Source organism: Streptococcus sp. 29887 (genome assembly GCF_032595075.1).
Taxonomy (GTDB): Bacteria; Bacillota; Bacilli; order Lactobacillales; family Streptococcaceae; genus Streptococcus; species Streptococcus iners.
This window is the reverse complement of record NZ_CP118735.1, coordinates 231738-252247: the sequence shown is the minus strand read 5'-3', so window position 1 is coordinate 252247 and position 20510 is coordinate 231738. Positions and strand designations below refer to the sequence as shown.

Sequence of the window (20510 nt, the reverse complement as noted above, 5' to 3'; positions counted from 1 at the left end):
AGGTGTTATTTGATATAATAATATCAAATAAGGGGCTAAGAAGCAATAAAAATAATGTAAAGATGCGAAAAAACGACCCTTTCGAGTCGTTCTCAATTATAGTCTTTTAGTTTACTTTTAGTACTAGCTCTAACTGTCTGGGAGATAGTTAGAGGTTGGAGATAAAACGAACATTGTTCGTGTCAACGAGCCACAGGCATAACTCAATGCTTTCTTGTTTCTAGGCATTGACTTGAAACAGTCCCCCAGATTGCTTGCACAGTCAATGGACTGTGCAAGGTTGGAGATAGTACTTGCAAAGCAAGTCACTTTTACAAAATCAGGCAAGGTGAGTTCAAATAATGATGAAATTATTTGAAGTTGGAAATAGGGAAACGGAGTTTCCTCGTTCGTCGACGTAATAAAAGATAAACTAAATGACGATATCTTAGTAGTATTCCCCTTGTCTATAGTCCCAAGAGTTGAAATGGTCTGACAGGTGCATCATGATTTTATCGATGTCCAGACCCTTACGGATGACAACTGGGCATGGGCTGATAGAACGGCTATCTGCACCTTGTTCTGGAATCAGTTTACCATCTTTATCTACCATAGACACCATAACCCCTTGCTCATAGCGGGTCTCAATGGTCTTGTCTGGCTGGATAGATGCCACGTAGTCATCCGCCTCGATAATCAAGTCTACCTTAGAAGCAATCCGCTCACCGATACCTTCTACCTTACCACGATTTCCCTTACCTGATGGGTTAGCAGATGAAGCGTAGACCATACGGCCTTCTTTTTCCCACATTTCCTTAGCAATCTGCTCGCCAGCCACACCAAACTTGATAACAAAGCATGAAGTACCACGAACGTCGGTCATCAACTCTTCACGACCATCGCCATAAGCCTGCAACTTGGCGTAAGCCTCTGGTTTCCAAGGCAGGATACAACCCAACAAAATGTCCTCGTCCCAATGTTTTTGGTAGAAGGCATCAATCTCAGGAGTCAACTGAGCCAACTCACGCAACTCCTCCATGCTACCACAAAGGACCACGCCCGGTTTATTCCGCTTGCGCTCTTTGGCATCAAACTTACGCTCCAAGCCAGCCTTGTCAGCAGTCATGATGATATAACCAACCTTAGTCGGGCAGACAATCACGCCTCCCTCACCCTTGATAATGTCAAAACCTTCTTGTGAAAGTGCGCCATCCCAGTGAATTTGTTTCGTCATAATCATTTCCTCTTTTCTTTTGTTCCATAGCAGAGCAACCTGCTTGTTTTTTTCATATTTCGTAGGAGTCTTTCAGTTTGCTTTTAGTACTAGGCAACGAGCTGCAGACAGTACTAAAGTACGGCAAAGCGAGTTAACGCAGTAATAAAAGATAAAATGAAAGACTCTATTCTTGCCAGTAGCTTGGGCGATTCCCCTCATACTCAGCAATCAAATCCTGATACTGCAAGGTAATACCGATATCATCCAAGCCATTGAGCAACTTGTGTTTCCAATCCTGTTCGATGTCAAATGGGAATTCCCAAAAAGGCGTCCGTATCAACTGGTTTGCCAAGTCAACCGTGATTTCTTGGTCAGGAGCCAGCTGAGCCAGTTGGTCCCTGACTTCTTTGGGCTGGATAATGGGCAGAATCCCATTGTTCAAGTCATTGTTGTAGTGAATATCCCCAAAGGAGCCTGCAATGATGACCTTGAAGCCATAATCTGCCAGAGCCCAAGCAGCATGTTCCCTAGAGGAACCTGCTCCGAAGTTGTCCCCAGATATGAGGATACTAGCTCCTTGATACTCAGGCTGATTGAGAATGAAGTCAGGATTATCCGTGTAGTTATCATCCAAATACCGCCAAGCATAGAGCAGATACTTGCCAAATCCTTTTTTGTCAATCAGCTTGAGAAACTGCTTGGGCAGGAGCTGGTCAGTATCAATATTATCATTCATGAGCGGAACGGTTGTTCCTGTCCATGTGGTAAATTGGTGCATTAAACTCCCTCCTTGAGAATGTCTAGCTGTCTAGTGTCGACAAAACGTCCATAAAGCGCAGCTGCGGCAGCCATAGCAGGACTACACAAGTGGGTCTTGGCCCCAAAGCCCTGTCGGTCTTCAAAGTTTCGATTACTTGTAGAGGCGCAGTGGACACCAGCAGGTACCTTGTCTGGATTCATACCCAGACACATGGAGCAACCTGGATCTCGCCATTCAAAGCCTGCCTCCATGAAAATCTTGTCTAGACCAAGCTTTTCTGCAGCCCGCTTGACAGGGCGACTACCTGGAACGACAATGGCCGTAACCTGCTCTGCTATTTTCCGCCCCTTAACAATCCTAGCTGCCAGCTGCAAATCGCTGAGGCGAGCATTGGTACAAGAGCCTAGGAAGACATAGCCAACGGGAATGTCCGCAGCCTTTTGCCCAGGAGCTAAGTCCATGTAAGCGTAGGCCCGCTCGTCGTTGTGGTCACGGATGGCTGGGAAGGTTTCGTCAAAGCTAACCCCCATAGCAGGCGTGGTCCCCCAAGTGACCATCGGTGCTAAGTCCGACACATCAAGGACTAGATGCTTGTCATAGACGGTGTCGGCATCTGAGTAGAGCTCCTTCCAGTCTGCCACCGCCGCCTCAAAGTCCGCTGGTGCACACTCACGACCTCGCAGGTAGTCAAAAGTAGTCTGGTCTGGAGCCATAATGCCCATCTTAGAGCCGAACTCAATGGACATATTGCAAATAGTCATCCGCTCTTCCATGCTGAGTCGGTCGATGACGGGACCTGCAAACTCCACCACGTGACCCAGTCCACAATCCACGCCGTAGCGGGCAATCAGAGCCAGGATAAAGTCCTTGGCATAGACACCTGCTTGTGCCTGACCGACAAACTCCACTAGGAGCCGCTTGGGCTTGACCTGCCAAATGGTCTGGGTAGCGAGAACGTGCTCCACTTCAGAAGTACCAATCCCAAAGGCAATGGCACCAAAGGCTCCGTGGGTAGCCGTATGACTATCTCCACAGACAATGAACTTACCTGGCTGGGTCCGACCTGTTTCTGGTCCAACCATGTGGACAATCCCCTGATGTTCCGAACCGTGGGCTGCATGGGGAATGTCGAAATCTTCTATATTCTTCGCCAAGGCATCCATCTGAGCCTTGGAAATGACATCACGGATATTGTGAATATCGACGGTTGGTACGTTGTGGTCAAAAGTCGCAAAGGTCAAGTCTGGGCGCCGAACAGGTCGCCCTGTATCCCTCAGTCCTTGAAAGGCCTGGGGACTGGTCACCTCATGAACATAATGTTGGTCGACATAGAGGAGCTGGGGCTGATCTTCCTGCCCTGTAATCACATGGCGATCCCATAGCTTGTCGAAAATGGATTTACCACTCATGGTGACCTCCTTTCAAGCTGTTCAATAATAGCCGCTGTTATTTCTTTGGTAGAGGCGCTACCACCTAGGTCTTTAGTGAAAATCCCCTTGGCAAAGACTTCTTCAACGGCTTGGCGAATGCCCTGACCTGCTTGGATCAAATCAAAACTTTCTTCCAGCATCATGGCAACAGATAGAATCATACTGACAGGATTGGCAATGCCCTGACCTGCAATATCGGGTGCCGAACCATGGATAGGTTCGTAGAGACTGGGACCTGCCACCGCATGACTAGCAGAAGGCAGAACCCCTAGCGTTCCTGTTAATACGCTGGCCTCATCCGACAAAATATCTCCGAAAAGATTTTCCGTCACCAAGACGTCAAATCGACTAGGATTGGTAATCAAAAGCATGGCTGCACTATCCACCAACTGGTGCTCCAAGGTCACATCTGGGTAGTCCTTAGCCACCTCATCCGCTACCTTCCGCCACAATTTTGACGTCGCCAGTACATTTTGCTTATCAATGCTGGTGACTTTTTTTCGTCTTTTTTGGGCTAGGTCAAAGGCAGAGCGGACAACTCGTTCGATTTCTTCTGTCTGATAGGTATTGCTATCGCTGGCTTGGTCTGTTTCCAGAATATGCTCTCCAAAATAAATCCCACCTGTCAACTCTCGTACCATGACCAAATCCACACCATCCAGCCGGTCGGCTTTCAGAGGAGAACAGTCTTTCAGGCTATCAAAAATTTTCACCGGACGGATATTGGCAAAGAGACCCAATTCCTTCCGAAGTTGAAGCAGGCCTTGTTCTGGTCGAACAGCTGCATCATCATATTGAGGGCTACCGATAGCTGCTAACAAAATCGCATCCGCCTGACGGCAGGCTTGTAAGGTAGCATCTGGTAGAGGATGGCCAGCCGCATCAATCCCAGCGCCACCAAAAGCTCTCTCCTCAATCTCATAATCAAATCCTACTTGCCCAGCAACAGCCTCGAGGACTGCTAGGCCAGCCTCCATGATTTCAGGACCGATTCCATCACCAGCCAAGGCTACAATTTTTTTCGTCATATTTCCTCCTAGCTAGTTGGCAACTCTTTCTCAGATAGTTTCTTATCAATCTGTCCGCTATTTTCTTTCTGTACCATGACATTGGCATGAATGTAAGCAATAGCTGAAGCCTTCAATACGTCAAAGTCAATACCAGAGGCGTTAAAGACGGTTTCCGTTGCCTTGTTTTCTACGGCGACAAGCACACGCGCCTGGGCATCAATCCCATCCGTAATAGCGTCAATATGATAACGTTCCAAGCTGATCTCTTGGTGGAAGAATTGGTCAATGGCATTAAAGACAGCCTCAACCGAACCTTTGCCTGACTCCACAACAACCACTTCTTCCCCATCCTGATTGATGAAGATGACCTTAGCTTGAATACTACCGTCAGACTGACTATCCAAACGCAAATCTTTAAATTGGAAACCATCACGATTGCTAATTTCTGTCCCTGCTACCAAGGCACGAATATCTGCATCTGTAATTTTTTCCTTCTTGTCTGCAAGGTTTTTAAAGCGAGCAAAGAGGCCCGCAACATCACTCTCTTCAAAATACAAGTCTAATTCTTTTAGTTTTTCCACAAAGGCATGGCGACCAGATAGTTTACCCAGTGGCAGAGAATTTTTCTTGACCCCTACCAACTCAGGTGTAATGATTTCATAGGTCAATGGATTTTTCAATACTCCATCCTGATGGATACCAGATTCGTGTGAGAAGGCATTTCCACCGACCACCGCCTTATTGCGTGGAATGGCAATTCCAGAGAAGCGAGAGACCAATTCCGAAGTATTTAGGGTTTCCTTCAGAACAATCGGACTAGTCACATCATAGAAATCTTTCCGAATTTCAAGAGAAACAGCTACTTCTTCAAGGGCCGCATTTCCAGCCCGCTCACCGATACCATTGATAGTCCCTTCGACCCGACCGGCACCATTTTTAATAGCTGAAAGGGTATTGGCAACAGCCATACCTAGGTCATTATGGCAATGGGGACTGAAAATAATCTCACGATCCGATTTGACATTGGTCGTTATATAACGGAAAATTTCTCCGTAGTGCTGCGGGGTCGTAAAGCCGACTGTATCTGGAATGTTGATGTAGGTCGCACCGGCATCTACCGCTGTCTGCACCACTTGAAGCAAATAATCCAACTCCGTCCGCGTCGCATCTTCTGGCGAAAACTCAACCACTTCAAAACGCTCACGTGCATAGCTGACATGTTCAGTGATTTGCGCCAAAATTTCTTCTTTGGTCTTTTGGAGTTTAAATTCACGGTGAATGGGGCTGGTCGCAATGAAAACATGAATCTGCGGATACTTAGCCTCTTTCAGAGCCTCATAACAAGCATCAATGTCTGATTTGACTGACCGAGCCAAACCTGTCACCGCTGTCTTGGTCATCGCCGCCGCAATCTGACGGACCGCTTCAAAAGAATCAGGACTGGCCGCTGGGAAACCCGCTTCGATAGCGGAAATCCCCCATTTCTCCAACTGCTTGGCGATGGTCACTTTTTCCTTGATTGAAAAATTCACACCAGGCGTCTGTTCACCATCCCGTAAAGTCGTATCTAAAAATTCAATCACACGCATAAGAACACCTTTCTAAATGACCCTAACCTTTCTATTAGGTTCTTTTTCTTAGTTTTGTAAGTAAACCAAGTAAAAAAGAAAACACCTCGAGGACTATTACCCGCGAGATGTTGTCAACAGCGCCCGCTTGGTAAGCCAAACAGGACTAATGCATTCTTTCAGCACTAGCCCGACCGTCGCAACAACAAAGCAAAGAATTTTGAAGTGACAGGTTTCATTTGACTTTTTCCTTTCAGTGTTCTGGAACCTGTGTGAATACAGGTTCTTAATTATTTACAATGATACCTAACTTTTTTTCACTTGTCAACAGAAAAATGGAAATTTTCTGAAAAATCCGAATAATGTCGCAATTCGTACAAATTCAGACAACAAAAAACCGGGCTCCAATTGAAGCACGGTTCAGGTGTTTAATTTCGTCTAGAACTGCTAAAAATCGCCACCAGCAATACTACTCCAAAGACTGACGGTACCAAGGCCATACCAGCAAACTGCGGACCCCAGTCACCAAAGAGCAACTGTCCAATCCACGAACCAGCAAGTCCAAGGATAATATTTCCTAGACAGCCACGACGGTCATCTGATGAGGTCAAAGCCCCCGCAATCAAGCCAATAATGGCACCTGCGATTATACTCGTTAACATCTTCTATCCAGAATGTTTTTAGCATACCAGAAATATAATACATATTTGCATTTTATAATATAATTATTTAGTAGAAAAGTGAAGACGGTGGCTCTTGAGTTTCTGAAAGTGAGGTGATGCCTATGGGCAATTCATCAAAATCTAACAGAAGGAGGGAGCATTCTTTTGACAGCTTTTGAAGTTGTAGCTTTTGGTAGCTTTACCATTGCGCTAGTTAGCTTGTGCTATAAAATCTTCAAAGAAAATGACAAAAACATACTAAGATTAGTAGTGAGGAAATCTCCGACGGGAGAGAGTACTCACTACTTTTTTCATTCTCAAGATGATAAAGTAGAGGTGTCTTGTTAAGTCGAGGGTTCTTTTGACGCTAGACGTCGCGACAAAAACTGGCAAGACACCTGTTTTAGGAAGAATGTTATCAAAGTATGTGGGACGCTAGACGTCGAGTATTGAAAATGACGTCACTAAAACAAGGAATCATTCAAGACAAAGAGGTAATATCATGCGTGCAGTTTTCGGGATTGACGTGAGTAAGGTAAGTTCAGAAGTGGCTATTCTAGTCAACGGTGAGAAGGTTCATGGCTATACCATTTCCAATGATGCCATTGGATTTTCTCGGCTACTTGGCGATTTGAAAACCGTCCACAAGCCAGAAATCATCTTTGAAGCAACAGGCGTCTATTCTCGTCGTCTTCAAGCTTTTCTGGATGAACATAGCTACGCTTATACGCGGCTCAATCCCTTAGAAGCTAAGAAGCAACTGGATAGCTTGCGTGTACGGAAAACAGATCAAATTGACGCTGAAAAACTGGCTCAGTCTCAGTTTGTACTGAATCGTAAACCCACTTATGTCCAAGAAGAAGTCTATCAAGATCTGCGAGATCTCAGTCGATTCTATCAGAACTTAACCGAGGACATCGTTCGAGCTAAAAATCGTCTGCACAAGGTCTTACAAGTCACTTTTCCAGAGTTGGAAACTATCTTATCAACACCAACTGGGGAACAATACTGGAACTTAGTTACTGCGTTTCCTTGCAAGGACTTGGTGCTTGAGTTAAGCAAGGATGAACTCTCAAAGAGCATCCGTCTGTCCACTTCAAAACGGATTTCTGACAAGCGTGTAGCTTACTTAGCTGAGAAGCTGATAGCACTAGCTAACCAATCTTATTGTGCCATCAAGAAAACCTCTCCAATGCTGGAAGAGGTGCGTTACTATGGAAAAGAATTGCTTCGGCTTTCTGAACAGAGACAAGCGGCCTTAGACAAAATGGTGGAACTAGCTCAGCCATTACCAGAGTATGATATTCTACTTTCTATTCCTGGTATCGCTGAGACTACTGCAACAAGTATTATTGGCGAACTGGGAGATATTCGCCGTTTTCAGTCTGCCAATCAAATCAATGCCTTTATCGGTATTGACCTCAGACACTATGAATCTGGAAACTTCATCGCTAAGGAACACATTACCAAGCGTGGCAATCCCTACGCTAGAAAGATTCTGTTCAAGTGCATTCACAATATCGCTTCAGCTAGTCACACCAATCCTTGCCATATCGCAGACTTTTATGAGAAACGAAAAAGACAATCGCAAACGACTTCAACCAAGCCACACACGATTGCCTCCATACATCGTCTCATTCGGACAATGTATTACCTCATAACGCATAACAAACTTTACGATTACACTTTAACCCAAAATCAGTAAGATTGTTTATGCAATATTATTGTAACACCTTATCAAAAATTTTCAACATAAGGTGTTAATTTCGTGTACTCTTTTTTACACGAAACTTTAGTCCAAAAGAAAACAATTTCCATATTTGGATTTCGAGACTCAAAATATTTTTCGTCAAATACCTTGATGGACTTGACAAATGGTAGAAAAGACAATCGCAAACGACTTCAACCAAGCCACACACGATTGCCTCCATACATCGTCTCATTCGGACAATGTATTACCTCATAACGCATAACAAACTTTACGATTACACTTTAACCCAAAATCAGTAAGATTGTTTATGCAATATTATTGTAACACCTTATCAAAAATTTTCAACATAAGGTGTTAATTTCGTGTACTCTTTTTTACACGAAACTTTAGTCCAAAAGAAAACAATTTCCATATTTGGATTTCGAGACTCAAAATATTTTTCGTCAAATACCTTGATGGACTTGACAAATGGTAGAAAAATAACCCGTCCCCACTTTTGCGCGAGTAGGACGGATTAAATCTAAACTACGAGCCACCGTCTTTTTAACGGTTCTACGTTAGGTGGTTGTTAGCGCAACTACCTTTTTCTATTTCTATTATAACACGAAAGCTATAAAAAGCAACTTTTGATAATATCGGCATACCAGTAAATTTATCCCATTTTTCTGAAAAAATCGGATAATAGAATTATTTTAGTTAGTTCCGTCTAGAACTGCTAAAAATCGCCACCAGCAATACTGCTCCAAAGACTGACGGTACCAAGGCCATACCAGCAAACTGCGGACCCCAATCACCAAAGAGCAACTGTCCAATCCATGAACCTGCAAGTCCAAGGATAATATTTCCTAGACAGCCACGACGGTCATCTGATGAAGTCAAAGCCCCAGCAATCAAGCCAATAATGGCTCCAGCGATTATACTTGATAACATTCCGTATTCCTCCTTATTTACAAAATGGGAGTGGGAAAGAACTCGACTAGGTCAAAAAGAGTTCGTCAACAAGTCCTTATTTCCAGTTGTTGAGCTGAAACAGTCTATCCCCAGACTGTTTCACTCCCACCCCAGCATAGCTCCAAAGGTTTGGGGGAACCTTTGGAGGTCGGAGATAGAGCGAACAGAGTTCGCATCAGTCGTAGTGGTCAGATTTGGAGTGCAAAACACGAACAAATCTGCCAATCAACCACTGCGCTGAGATGTTGACACGAACTCTGAGAAGTGATCCTGGGCTTTTTGCCCAGTTTCATTCAAATATCATTAGATTGCCCACTCACCGTCACGGAAGATTGGCACACGAGTACCGTCTTCACGGATACCGTCAATGTTCATCTTGTTAGAGCCAATCATGAAGTCCACATGGACATCAGAACGGTTAAGGCCTGCTTCTTTGAGCTCTTCTTGGCTCATTTCTGTACCACCTTCGATAGAAAAGGCATAGGCTTGCCCAATCGCCAAGTGGTTTGATGCATTTTCATCAAAGAGTGTATTGAAGAAGGTCACACCTGATTGAGAAATCGGGCTCTTGTCTGGAACAAGGGCAACTTCACCAAGACCACGCGCTCCAGCATTGTCAAAGACCAATTTCTTCATAACTTCATCGCCTTTTTCAGCAGTTACATCCACAATTTCACCATCTTTAAAGGTTACCTTGATACCTTCGATGATGTTACCGTTGTAGCTGAGTGGTTTTGTGGATGTTACATAGCCGTCTGCCACACGGTAGTCTGGTGCTGTGAAGACCTCTTCTGTTGGCATATTGGCAATAAAGTGTTCACCTTGGGCATTGACCGAACCAGCCGCTTCCCACAAGTGGTTTTTCGGCATACCGAGAACAAGGTCAGTTCCTGGTGCTGTATAGTGCAATTTGACAAACTGCTCGTCGTTAAGGACCTTAGCCTTAGCCACCAAGCGTGCCTCGTGCTCTTCCCACGCCTTGATTGGATCTTCTTCGTAGATACGGCAAGTCTTGAAGATTTGGTCCCAAAGGAGGTCCACTGCTTCTTCGTCAGATGCTGCATTTGGGAAGACTTTTTTAGCCCATTCCAAACCAGAGGCTGCACCAAGTGTCCAACTAACCTTGTTCGCTTGCGTTGCTTGACGCATTGGGTTCAAGGCCTGGCTGATTGCGCGTGCACTGCGAGACAATTTCTCAGGATCAACGCCATCGTATGCACCAGGATCATCAGACAAGACCACCAAACGGCTTGCCTTGCGCTCCAAAAGGTAGTTCATTTCGGTAATGCGTTGTGGATGAACTTGTTCCAAGAGTTCCACATCTACATTGACCAGACGCTCACGCGCAATCACATCGTCCAACCAATTGACCAAGACTTCCTTAGCACCGTGAGCGTATGCTTCTTTGACAATCAAACGAGCCAACTCAGCCTGTTCCACACCAATTGTCAATTGAACAGTGTGACCAGGTTGCACATTGATACCTGTTGAAACCAAGAGTTTGGCATATTTAGCGAGATTTTCTTTAAAATTTGGTAATACCATTTTTTTCTCCTTTGAAATGTAATACTAGATTATTGTATCATATTTTGAAGCTGGGCTGACAAAAAAACTTCCCGCAAAACAGGAAGTTTAGTAAATCAATCATTAATTTCAATTTCTATCCGTCAACCGACTGAGAGTTGACGCAAATCAAAGCAACTTAACGACGTAATAAAGCAAACTGAAATTATATATACTCAATGAAAATTGGAATCAGACTAGGCGACGCAGATGTAAATAGAACTAAGGTTCATCACATCAAGTCAACAACGTCTGATACCAATTTTCGCAGAGTATTAGTTACCAAAAACCTTTACACGGTCCCCATCCGCCATATAGTCTTTGTCTGCTGCTGGAGCTGCGATGCTTCCGAATGGTGCTTGTGCACGGAGTTTCCAGTTAGCTGGGATACCGTATTTTTCAGCAACTTGTGCATCAACCAATGGGTTGTAGTGTTGTACGTTCATGCCGATATTTTTCTCAGCGAAAGCCAACCATACTGCGTACAAGTTGATACCGTGAGCTTGTTCAGACCAGATTGGGAAGTTTTCAGCGTAAAGTGGGAAGCTTTCTTGCAAGCCTTTGACAACATCTTGGTCTTCGAAGAACAAGATAGTACCAGCACCAGCTGCAAAGCTAGCCAAGCGACCTTTTGTGCCTTCAAAAGCTTCTGCTGGCGTTACTTTTTCCAATTCGCTGTAAGCAATTTCGTTCCAGAAAGCATCTGATTCAGCACCGAAAAGCACAACTGCACGGCTTGATTGTGAATTGAAAGCTGATGGAGATTCTTTCATGGCTTTTTCTACAAGCGCTACTACTTCTTCGTTTGATACTGGCAATTCTTTACCAAGTGCATAGATAGAACGACGAGTTTCTTGAAGTGTTGCAAAGTTTGACATAGGATTTCCTCTTTTCTTATTGTTACTACATAGTAGTATTTATCACTATGTAGAGATTATATACCTGTCCAGGAGAATAGTCAAGAGTTTTGATTTCTTTTTTATATTTTCAATAAATTAAGGATTAAGGTCCTCGGCAGTTTCTAAGATTAGATGCATCACATCGTCTATCCCCTCATCGCCCAAACGATCTGTAATTGCATAAAAACCGGCTGTTAGTGTATATTTCCCATTTATGTTAAATGAATACGTATAAATATATTTAGGAACAGCTCCCTCTTCAGATACTTCAACCGATTCTACCTTTTTCTCTACATATCCTTCTGTATCACTTAAAGTGATCGGAACAAACTTTTCGTCCGTCCTGAAACGTTCTTCCTGAGCCTGTCTATCCTCCTCCACAGCAAATATATCTACTTGCATTAAATCATCCTCAGATATAAAGCGAAGAATACTATACTCAGAACTCCCTCCTTCAACCTCCCAATGAGCTGGAACTCCAAGTCTAAAACCATTGTCAAGTTCTACAGATTTTAATTTTGTAGCCTCTGAATTAGACTGATGATCATTCGCTGATTGTTCTGTTTCCACAGTAGCTACTTCTTCTTTCTTAATAGCTTCAGTATGTTGACTTGAGCTAGTACAAGCTGATAGCAATACCAAGATCAAGAAAATACTAACTAAATGTATCCGTTTTTCCATTATCTTCTCCTTTTATCTCCCAATCTTGTTGTTATTATATCGAATATATTAGTTAAAATCAAACTTTTATACAAAACAACAAAGCAAAAAAACCTTGCCTCAAGTGGGCAAGGTCAAATCTTAAAACAAATCATCAAAGAGACTGAGCTGGTTATCCTCTGGCATTTTGCCTAGAATGCCCATTTCATCCATTTTTTCAACAAGAGTGCTAGATAGACCTCCCCGTTTACGGAGTTCTGTCTTGGAGAGGAATTCTCCCTCGGCACGCGCCGCCACAACCTGCTTGGCAACGTTCTCTCCCAGACCATCCATAGCAACAAATGGCGGGATGAGGGTATCTTCTTCAATCAAGAAGTCGGTCGCATGGGACTTGTAAAGGTCCAGCTTACCGAACTTGAAGCCACGTTCCAGCATCTCATTGACCAACTCAAGTGTGGTATAAAGGTCCTGCTCAACATTCGAGGCTTCATTGTTCTTCTTCTTGAGAGCAATTTCTTCCATCTTGGCCTTGACTTTATCTAGACCGCCTGACATGGTCGCCAAATCAAAGGCCTTGGCACGAATAGAGAAATAAGCACAATAGTAGTAAATTGGATAGTGAACCTTGAAATAGGCAACCCGCAAGGCCATCATAACGTAGGCAGCCGCGTGGGCTTTAGGGAACATGTACTTGATTTTTCCACAGGATTCGATGTACCAGTCTGGCACCTTGTTATCCTTCATAGCTTGGATATAGCCATTTCGCTCTTCCTCGGAAATCTTGAGCCACATCCCTTTCCGCACCCGTTCCATGATGTTAAAGGCCATCTTAGGCGGTAAACCTGCGTGCATGAGATACACCATGATGTCATCCCGACAACCGATAACGGTGGATAGGTCAGCAATTCCTGCCTTAATCAAGTCCTGGGCATTGCCCAACCATACGTCTGTACCGTGGGATAGACCAGACAACTGCAAGAGTTCCGCAAAGGTGGTCGGTTTGGTTTCCTCCACCATCCCCCGTACAAAGTTGGTCCCAAATTCAGGAATGCCTAGCATACCTGTCGGTGTCCCAATCTGCTCTGGAGTAACTCCCAGAATTTCCGTACCAGAAAAGAGGGCCATCACTCCCTTGTCATCAGCAGGGATGGTTTGTGGATCAATGCCAGACAAGTCCTGCAACTTGCGAACCATGGTCGGATCATCGTGTCCCAGAACATCAAGTTTTAAGACGTTTTCATCAATATCGTGGAAGTTAAAGTGGGTGGTCTGCCAGTTGGCCGTCACATCATCGGCAGGATACTGAACAGGCGTAAAATCATAAACATCCATGTAGTCAGGAAATACAATAATTCCCCCTGGGTGCTGACCAGTCGTCCGTTTGACACCGGCCGCTCCAGCCGCCAAGCGTTCCACTTCCACATCTCGATAGAATTTGCCATAATCCCGCTCATAGCCTCGGACAAAACCATAGGCAGTCTTAGCCGCTACCGTACCTACCGTTCCTGCACGGAAGGCATTTTCTTCGCCGAAAATATCCCGAACATCCAAATGGGCAGAGGGTTGGTCATCCCCTGAGAAGTTCAAGTCAATATCGGGAACCTTGTCACCATCGAAACCAAGGAAGGTCTCGAAAGGAATGTCCTGGCCATCTTTTTTATACTTGGTCCCACACTTTTCACAGTCCTTGTCTGGCAGGTCAAAACCTGAACCATAGGAACCGTCTGTAATAAATTCACTGTGTTGACAATTTGGACAGACATAATGAGGAGGCATGGGGTTTACTTCGGTAATCCCAATCATGGTCGCAACGAAACTGGAGCCAACAGACCCCCGTGAACCAACCAGGTAGCCCCGTTCATTTGACCGTTGTACCAACATCTGCGATGCTAGGTAAATCACGGCGAATCCATTACCCAGAATGGACGTCAATTCCTTCTCAATCCGCAGATCGATGATATCTGGCAAGGGGTTACCATAAATTTCAAAGGCTTTTTGATAGGTCAATTCCGCAACCGTTTCCTCGGCCTTTTCGATATAAGGCGTATAGAGGTCCGACTTGACCACCTGAACATCTTCAAACCGGTCCAGCATGGCATTGGGATTGGTAATGACAATCTCACGGGCTAGACTTTCACCCAAGAAGGCAAACTCATCCAACATCTCACTGGTCGTTCTAAAGTGAGCCTTTGGTAGCGGAGCTGGTTGAGCATTCTCACCATTTCCAATGGTCCAGTTAATCGGTGCCCCTTGACCTAAAGCACGGACAATGATTTCTCGGTAAATCTCTTCTTCTGGGTCAATATAATGGACATTTCCAGTCGCCAGAACAGGCAAACCTGCCCTACGTCCCACTTCAATCAACTGCTTGATGGTTTCTTCAATCTCTGCCATGTCCTTGAATTGCTCCTTGGCAATCATAGGAGCGTAGAGAGCTGGTGGCATGACCTCGATAAAATCATAATAGCCCGCTGTCTTAACCGCATCATCCACGCCCTTAGAAAGCAGGTCATCAAAAACCTCGCCCTCCTGGCAGGCCGTCCCTAGTATCAAGCCTTCTCGGTGGGCATCCAGAACCGTTCTGGGAATACGAGGAACTCCCTCAAAATACTTGGTGTTGGACAGGGAAACCAGTTTGAAGATATTTTTTAAACCAACCTGATTGACCACATAGAGCGTAGCGTGTTTGACGCGGGCCTTCTTATAAGAATCCTCCGCCACCAATTCTGTATTGAGCTGGTTGAGATTGATCAGATTGTGTTTCTCCAAGGCTTCTTTTAAGAAGATAAAGAGTAGGCGACCAGTGGCCTCCGCATCATAATTGGCCATGTGGTGATGCTCAAGAGCAACACCAAATCGCTTGGTCAAGGCTGCCAAACCGTGCCGCTTGTAGTCTGGATAAAGGTTTCGGGCAAATTCTAGCGTATCGATGACCGGTTGGCTGATGATTGGCAAACCAGCTCGTTCATAGTTGACATTCATGAAACCAACGTCAAAGGTCGCATTATGGGCAACCATGATGGAATCCTGACAGAAGTCCTGAAACTCCCGCAGAACTTGCTCCAAAGGCTTGGAACCACGCACATGCTCATCTGTAATCCCTGTCAGTTCAGTCGTAAATTTACTGAGCGGGTGACCTGGGTCAATAAATTCATCAAATTCTGCAATGATATTGCCCTTGTGCATCTTGGATGCTGCAATCTGAATCAGGGCATTGTTAACCGCGGAAAGACCTGTCGTTTCCACGTCAAAGACCACATAGGTCGCATCGGATAAGACCATATCCGCTTCATTGTAGACAATGGGAACTGAGTCCTCAACAATATTGGCTTCCATCCCAAAGAGGGGCTTAATACCAGCCTTACGAGCAGCATGATAGCCATGGGGGAAGGACTGAACATTTCCATGGTCAGTAATGGCCACCGCCTTGTGTCCCCAAGCCGCAGCACGCGCCACCAAGTCTTCAACGGCTGGCAGGGCATCCATAGTGGACATGTTGGTATGGGCATGAAACTCGACCCGTTTCTCCCCTTCAGGCATAAGGTCCTTACGAATTTCCTTCTTAACCTCCTGGACCTCCTGGACATTCATAGTCAAATCACGGGTGAAATTATTGGTTTCCACATTTCCACGCACCCGCAGCCAGTTGCCCTTTTTGACCATATCAAACTTCTGGGCCTCTTCCTCATTCTTAGCCCACTTCTGCAAGGTAAAGGACGAAGTGTAGTCGGTCATCTTAAAGTTGATAATGACACGCCCCGTCTTGGTCGTCTTCTGCTCGACCTCAAAGACCAGACCCTCAAAGACAATCCGATTCTCCTCGCTATCCACCTCAATCATAGGCGTAATCTCAGCCTTTTCGATATTGACCTTGGCCGGACGATTTTTCTTATATTCTGGGACAAATGGCTGAGCTGCCTCTGGTGGTGGCGCCATTTGCGCCAGTTGTTCCAGGGCCGCCAGATTTTCCTCATTGGCCTGCTGGTAAATTTCCTCATTCTGCGCATGGAAAGCCGCAGCCTGCTGCTGCGTCATCTCCTGGCAAACTTCAATGTCCACCGCAAGATTCCCAAAACCAAATCGCTTGTATTGCTCCACAAGATTTGGCAGATGATTCTTCCGAAAATGAACGGTATCAATAGTTTCAGGCCCCTTTATCCACAGAGTATTCTCCCGATAAACAACCTCCAAAGATTGAAAAAGCGCCTTAAAACCTGCACTCTGGCACAAATCTTCCGTAAAAGCTTCTGGATAATAGGCCTCTACTAAGCCCGCTTCAAAACTTTCCGCATCACTGACGATAGAAAATTGAATCCTGTTCCCCACCTTTTCAAACTCTGTCGCCAAACGAGCCTTGAAGAGTTGATAGTCCATCAGCGGCAAGGGCTTTTCAAAGCGGAAGGTAAATTCCCAGAGTTTGCTGACCTTGTGCAAGACCACTTTCTCAATCGTTGCAGTCGAAAAAGCCCCTGATTGCTGAGCATCAAGAGGCATCCCGATTTGTTGAAGCAAGAGCTGAAACTTATCTGACATGACCTTTTCCTTTGTAGTTCGTTAGAAACATTTTACCATAAATGGAAGAAATTTTCTTGGGAGAGAGAAAAAACCTCTTCGGCATTCCAAAAGAGGTTCATCATTTGATACTTAACTTACCAAGCCGCAGCTTCTGTCGGAGCCTGCAAGAAGTCTAGCCAGACTGGATCCTTGACACGACAAAGGGTGACAGATATACCTTCCATATCCAAACTGGTCATAAACTTACCTGTTTTAATATAGGGTAGTTTCAAGCCTTCTAATTCCAAGAACTGGTACAAATCATTGAGAAAGATACCTTGCTCAAGCTCAGACAGGTTCCCTAGATTGTTGACCAAGAGGACATACTCCTCCCCCTCCTTCCAACGGAATTTCAGTTTTAGCTTATTGACAATTTCATTAGCTAATTGCTCCGAAGATTCGTAGGTTACGGTGCGATAACCTTCCTCTCCATGAATGCCAATTCCATAGGAAATTTCTCCATCCGCCAAATCAAATAAAGGCTGGCTGACATCTGGCAAGCTGGCTGACTTGGTCGCAAAACCAATAGTCGCTATCTCTGTTGCTAGAGAAAGCCCCAGTTGTTCCAATTGATCTAAATTGTAGCCAGAGAGAGCTGCAGCTCCAAGAACCTTATGCAGAAGAATAGTCCCCGCCAGCCCACGGTGGCGCATGCGGAAATTATCCTTGGTATCGACTGAGATATCGTCATGGGATACAATATATTTCACAGCTATACCTTCCTTTCTCGCTTCCGCAATAGCCTGACCAAAGGTTTCTAAGTCCGCTTCAAAATTTTTGACAATCAGAAAAACTCCCTTACCCTTATGAACAGCACGAATGGCTGCCAAGACTTCTTCGGCAGTTGGTGGAGTAAAAATCTCTCCATAGACTGCTGCAGTCAGCATTCCTTTGCCCACGAAACCGACATGGGCCGGTTCATGCCCAGAACCACCACCTGAGATGATGGGAACCAGCTGAATGTCCTGTTCTTTTTGAACTAGAATAGGTTGATGTTCAAGTTTCTTTACATACTTATTTGTCCGACAGAATCCTTCAATGTAATCCGCAATCACATTATCCTGTCTATTTTTTATAAATACCATCCCTCTTCTCCCTCGAATTGTGATTAGAAAATGACTGCTCTAGTAAGGTGATAATTTGGCCATACATGCTATGAATAGCACAAGGGGATTGAGCTAGCCCCTTCTTAATCAGACCAATCCAAGCGCTCGAATGGTAGGTCACTAAAAACTCCTGTTCCTGCCTTGTAAAATATCGACCTTCTTTGGACTGATATTCCGCCAATAATTTTACCATCAGAACCCTAAAATAGCCTTCCAGATAGGTCACAAAGTCATTTTGTCCCTCAATTTCAAACAAGTGTTTATAAAATACCTGGTTACAATCAATGTAATAGAGCAGTTCATCTAAGAGCTTCACCCCACTGATATAGGTCAGATTGTCTGTCACCTGCTCCTGCAATTCTGTTTCAAAAATCCAATCCAGTAGCTCATACTTGTCCAAAAAATGATTATAAAAGGTTTGACGACGGATACCTGCTTCCTGCATGATATCTACAACAGAAAGCTTATCAAATGATTTTAGCGATAATTGCCTTTTAAAGGCCTTGGCGATTCTTTTCTTGGTAATCAACGAGGTTGGCATATGTCACTTCCTTTCGCTTCCTCTCCATTATACCCTATCATGCTTTTGATAGAAACAAAAGAGGCTGGGCAAAAACTAGCTTCTCACAGTAAAAAAACGAGCAATTCCAATTAGGAGTTGCTCGTTTTCCATTTCATGCTTTATAATTATAATAACCACAAAACAACTAGAAAGGCATGAAAATGTATAAACAGTATAACACAAATCAGTTAAGTTTGGAATTAAATATTGCTTGGGATTTACCTGCAACGCATGAGGCTCGTCTGATTAGTCAGTTTGTGGATACCATTCCTCAATCCGTTCTATTAGGAGAAACTTCCCACACAGGTCGTCCAGCCTTTCATCCAGCCATGTTGCTCAAAATGACCCTGTTCGCCTATGCTCGTCAGGTATTCTCTGGTCGGAAAATCGTTCAAATGAATGAAGAAGTCATTCCTATGAAATGGCTGAGTCAGGATACCTATGTCTGTTATCGGACCATCAATAGTTTTCGGGCTAGCACACACGCCAATCAGCTCATCAAAACTGCCTTCATCTACTTCACCCTCCTTCTCAGAGAGAATGGCTTGATTGAAGATGAGGCTCTCTTCATTGATGGGACTAAGGTAGAAGCTGATGCCAACAAGTATTCTTTCACATGGAGAAAGGCCGTTGAACGCTATGAAGATGCCTTGAATGGAAACATTTCAGCCCTCTATGACAAACTAGTCCAAGAAGGGGTAAATACCGCCTTGTCCAAGGAAGAATGCCTCACTAGCGAGGGACTAAACCAACTCCTACAAGAAACAGAACAAGTATTGGACGAGGTGGAAGAAGCTATCTCACAAGAGCCTAAAGTCAGTAAAGGTGGCTCAGCCAACAGACAGAAACGAAGAAGAATTAAGAAACTAAAGAGAAAGTTGAAAGAGGATTTTCTTGTTCGGAAACAGAAGTACGAACGAGATAAACAGATTTTACAAGAACGAAACTCCTACTCTAAAACGGATCATGATGCAACATTTATGCGGATGAAAGAAAATCCTATGAAGAATGGTCAGCTCAAACCGGGCTACAACCTTCAACTTGGTACAAACAACCAGTTTGCCTTAGCTTACGGACTGTTTCCGAATCCAACTGACACTCGTACACTCAAGCCCTTTCTTCAATCCATCCAAACCTTAGAACTCTTTCAACACATTGTCGCAGATGCAGGTTATGGTAGTGAAGAAAATTATAGCTTTATCCTTGATGACCTGGAGAAAACACCTCTGATTCCCTACGGAACATATCAGAAAGAGCAGAAGAAAAGCTATAAGAAGAGTGATGCCAATCCTGAAAACTGGACTTACTTGGAAGATTCTGACCAATGGATAAAGCCAGATGGGGTTGTCTACTCGTTTAAGAATTATTCACGAAGAATGGACAAGTATGGATTTGAGAAAGATATTAAGATTTACGAAGCTGATCCTGTACAAGCTAGTAAAGAGTTAGACCAGTTAGCACGGACGGAAAAAGGAAACCTCAAACAAATTCAGTATAATCCTACGTGGAACTATTTCAAGAACTTAGTCAAAGAGGAATTGACAAGTAAAGAGGGAGCCCGCATTTATGCCAAACGCAAGGTGGATGTCGAACCTGTATTTGGTAGGATGAAGGGTGTTTTTGGCGTGCGCAGAGTCCATGTCAGAGGTCAAAAGGTGGTTGAAACAGAGATAGGATTCCTCCTAATGAGCATGAATCTAACGAAATTGGCTAAGAAATTAGTCCAAGAGAGTAGAAACAGAAAGAAAAACACAGACAGTTCGGCTGGATTTCATCTGAAGCAGCTCAATCTGTCTGTGTATTTTTTTAGTTATTGGCTAGTTTTTGCCCAGCCTCTTCCTTTTTCAATTATTTAAAAATATAATAACAGTATAAAAAA

The 20510-nt window shown here is 44.3% G+C and carries 16 protein-coding genes and 1 pseudogene; 4 read left to right on the top strand and 13 right to left on the bottom strand.

The genetic code is table 11. The features are described from left to right. Positions 1 to 427: 427 nt before the first annotated feature. The 6 genes from PW252_RS01300 to PW252_RS01275 form a co-directional block, all read right to left on the bottom strand. A complete protein-coding gene (locus tag PW252_RS01300; RefSeq protein ID WP_014638675.1) occupies positions 428 to 1213 on the bottom strand; it encodes an L-threonylcarbamoyladenylate synthase in 786 nt (261 codons plus the stop codon). A gap of 166 nt (positions 1214 to 1379) precedes the next feature. Further along, complete coding sequence (leuD, locus tag PW252_RS01295) at positions 1380 to 1973, bottom strand: 3-isopropylmalate dehydratase small subunit (protein WP_248051289.1); 594 nt, start codon at positions 1971 to 1973, stop codon at positions 1380 to 1382. Further along, on the bottom strand, positions 1973 to 3364 hold the full coding sequence (gene leuC, locus PW252_RS01290; protein ID WP_248051291.1) for a 3-isopropylmalate dehydratase large subunit: 1392 nt from the start codon (positions 3362 to 3364) through the stop codon (positions 1973 to 1975). Before leuC ends, leuD begins: the two co-directional genes overlap by 1 nt. Next, positions 3361 to 4413, bottom strand: a complete 1053-nt coding sequence (leuB, locus tag PW252_RS01285) for a 3-isopropylmalate dehydrogenase (RefSeq protein ID WP_248051294.1) — start codon at positions 4411 to 4413, stop codon at positions 3361 to 3363. Before leuB ends, leuC begins: the two co-directional genes overlap by 4 nt. Positions 4414 to 4421: 8 nt before the next feature. Beyond that, positions 4422 to 5984, bottom strand: coding sequence for a 2-isopropylmalate synthase (locus PW252_RS01280; protein ID WP_248051297.1), 1563 nt, complete (start codon positions 5982 to 5984; stop codon positions 4422 to 4424). A 407-nt stretch (positions 5985 to 6391) separates the two neighbouring features. Continuing rightward, positions 6392 to 6625 (bottom strand): GlsB/YeaQ/YmgE family stress response membrane protein, encoded by a 234-nt coding sequence (locus PW252_RS01275; RefSeq protein WP_248051299.1) that lies wholly within the window; start codon positions 6623 to 6625, stop codon positions 6392 to 6394. Positions 6626 to 6790: 165 nt separating this feature from the next. Here PW252_RS01275 and PW252_RS01270 point away from each other — a divergent pair, with 165 nt between their 5' ends. The 3 genes and pseudogenes from PW252_RS01270 to PW252_RS01260 form a co-directional block, all read left to right on the top strand. Then, positions 6791 to 6973 (top strand): putative holin-like toxin, encoded by a 183-nt coding sequence (locus PW252_RS01270; protein WP_248051302.1) that lies wholly within the window; start codon positions 6791 to 6793, stop codon positions 6971 to 6973. A 154-nt stretch (positions 6974 to 7127) separates the two neighbouring features. Then, positions 7128 to 8330, top strand: coding sequence for an IS110 family RNA-guided transposase (locus tag PW252_RS01265; RefSeq protein WP_316716834.1), 1203 nt, complete (start codon positions 7128 to 7130; stop codon positions 8328 to 8330). Between the two features lie 176 nt (positions 8331 to 8506). Continuing rightward, positions 8507 to 8635: pseudogene (locus tag PW252_RS01260) on the top strand (IS110 family transposase); the annotation flags it as partial. 397 nt (positions 8636 to 9032) lie between these two features. On the opposite strand, the gene PW252_RS01255 reads toward PW252_RS01260, so the two are convergent. From PW252_RS01255 to dhaS, 7 genes are all read right to left on the bottom strand, one after another. Beyond that, positions 9033 to 9266 (bottom strand): GlsB/YeaQ/YmgE family stress response membrane protein, encoded by a 234-nt coding sequence (locus tag PW252_RS01255; RefSeq protein ID WP_024378839.1) that lies wholly within the window; start codon positions 9264 to 9266, stop codon positions 9033 to 9035. A 324-nt stretch (positions 9267 to 9590) separates the two neighbouring features. Continuing rightward, a complete protein-coding gene (locus PW252_RS01250; protein ID WP_248050587.1) occupies positions 9591 to 10832 on the bottom strand; it encodes an aminopeptidase in 1242 nt (413 codons plus the stop codon). Between the two features lie 293 nt (positions 10833 to 11125). Beyond that, a complete protein-coding gene (locus PW252_RS01245; protein WP_248050589.1) occupies positions 11126 to 11728 on the bottom strand; it encodes a nitroreductase family protein in 603 nt (200 codons plus the stop codon). 117 nt (positions 11729 to 11845) lie between these two features. Beyond that, positions 11846 to 12430 carry a hypothetical protein gene (locus PW252_RS01240; RefSeq protein ID WP_172028290.1) on the bottom strand — a complete coding sequence of 195 codons (585 nt, stop codon included), beginning with the start codon at positions 12428 to 12430 and terminating at the stop codon, positions 11846 to 11848. A 120-nt stretch (positions 12431 to 12550) separates the two neighbouring features. Then, positions 12551 to 16942: a PolC-type DNA polymerase III gene (locus PW252_RS01235; protein ID WP_248050591.1), complete on the bottom strand. Its 4392-nt coding sequence runs from the start codon at positions 16940 to 16942 to the stop codon at positions 12551 to 12553. A 116-nt stretch (positions 16943 to 17058) separates the two neighbouring features. Next, entirely contained in the window at positions 17059 to 18048 is a 990-nt protein-coding gene (gene dhaQ / locus PW252_RS01230) for a DhaKLM operon coactivator DhaQ (RefSeq protein WP_248050593.1), read from the bottom strand. Further along, the gene (gene dhaS / locus PW252_RS01225) at positions 18029 to 18610 is read right to left on the bottom strand and encodes a dihydroxyacetone kinase transcriptional activator DhaS (RefSeq protein WP_248050595.1); all 582 of its coding nucleotides are present in this window, start codon (positions 18608 to 18610) and stop codon (positions 18029 to 18031) included. The genes dhaQ and dhaS overlap by 20 nt, the downstream gene beginning before the upstream one ends. Positions 18611 to 18792: 182 nt before the next feature. Between dhaS and PW252_RS01220 the strand changes: the two genes are divergently transcribed. Next, positions 18793 to 20487, top strand: a complete 1695-nt coding sequence (locus PW252_RS01220) for an IS1182 family transposase (protein ID WP_398582952.1) — start codon at positions 18793 to 18795, stop codon at positions 20485 to 20487. The last annotated feature ends 23 nt before the right edge of the window (positions 20488 to 20510 follow it).

Bases quoted from the DNA above. Each gene is read 5' to 3' on its own strand.
- dhaS (WP_248050595.1), bottom strand. From the start codon at position 18,610: ATGCCAACCTCGTTGATTACCAAGAAAAGAATCGCCAAGGCCTTTAAA.
- leuC (WP_248051291.1), bottom strand. From the start codon at position 3,364: ATGAGTGGTAAATCCATTTTCGACAAGCTATGGGATCGCCATGTGATT.
- PW252_RS01235 (WP_248050591.1), bottom strand. From the start codon at position 16,942: ATGTCAGATAAGTTTCAGCTCTTGCTTCAACAAATCGGGATGCCTCTT.
- PW252_RS01245 (WP_248050589.1), bottom strand. From the start codon at position 11,728: ATGTCAAACTTTGCAACACTTCAAGAAACTCGTCGTTCTATCTATGCA.
- leuD (WP_248051289.1), bottom strand. From the start codon at position 1,973: ATGCACCAATTTACCACATGGACAGGAACAACCGTTCCGCTCATGAAT.
- PW252_RS01265 (WP_316716834.1), top strand. From the start codon at position 7,128: ATGCGTGCAGTTTTCGGGATTGACGTGAGTAAGGTAAGTTCAGAAGTG.
- PW252_RS01280 (WP_248051297.1), bottom strand. From the start codon at position 5,984: ATGCGTGTGATTGAATTTTTAGATACGACTTTACGGGATGGTGAACAG.
- PW252_RS01275 (WP_248051299.1), bottom strand. From the start codon at position 6,625: ATGTTAACGAGTATAATCGCAGGTGCCATTATTGGCTTGATTGCGGGG.
- PW252_RS01220 (WP_398582952.1), top strand. From the start codon at position 18,793: ATGTATAAACAGTATAACACAAATCAGTTAAGTTTGGAATTAAATATT.
- PW252_RS01250 (WP_248050587.1), bottom strand. From the start codon at position 10,832: ATGGTATTACCAAATTTTAAAGAAAATCTCGCTAAATATGCCAAACTC.
- dhaQ (WP_248050593.1), bottom strand. From the start codon at position 18,048: ATGGTATTTATAAAAAATAGACAGGATAATGTGATTGCGGATTACATT.
- leuB (WP_248051294.1), bottom strand. From the start codon at position 4,413: ATGACGAAAAAAATTGTAGCCTTGGCTGGTGATGGAATCGGTCCTGAA.
- PW252_RS01255 (WP_024378839.1), bottom strand. From the start codon at position 9,266: ATGTTATCAAGTATAATCGCTGGAGCCATTATTGGCTTGATTGCTGGG.
- PW252_RS01240 (WP_172028290.1), bottom strand. From the start codon at position 12,430: ATGGAAAAACGGATACATTTAGTTAGTATTTTCTTGATCTTGGTATTG.
- PW252_RS01300 (WP_014638675.1), bottom strand. From the start codon at position 1,213: ATGACGAAACAAATTCACTGGGATGGCGCACTTTCACAAGAAGGTTTT.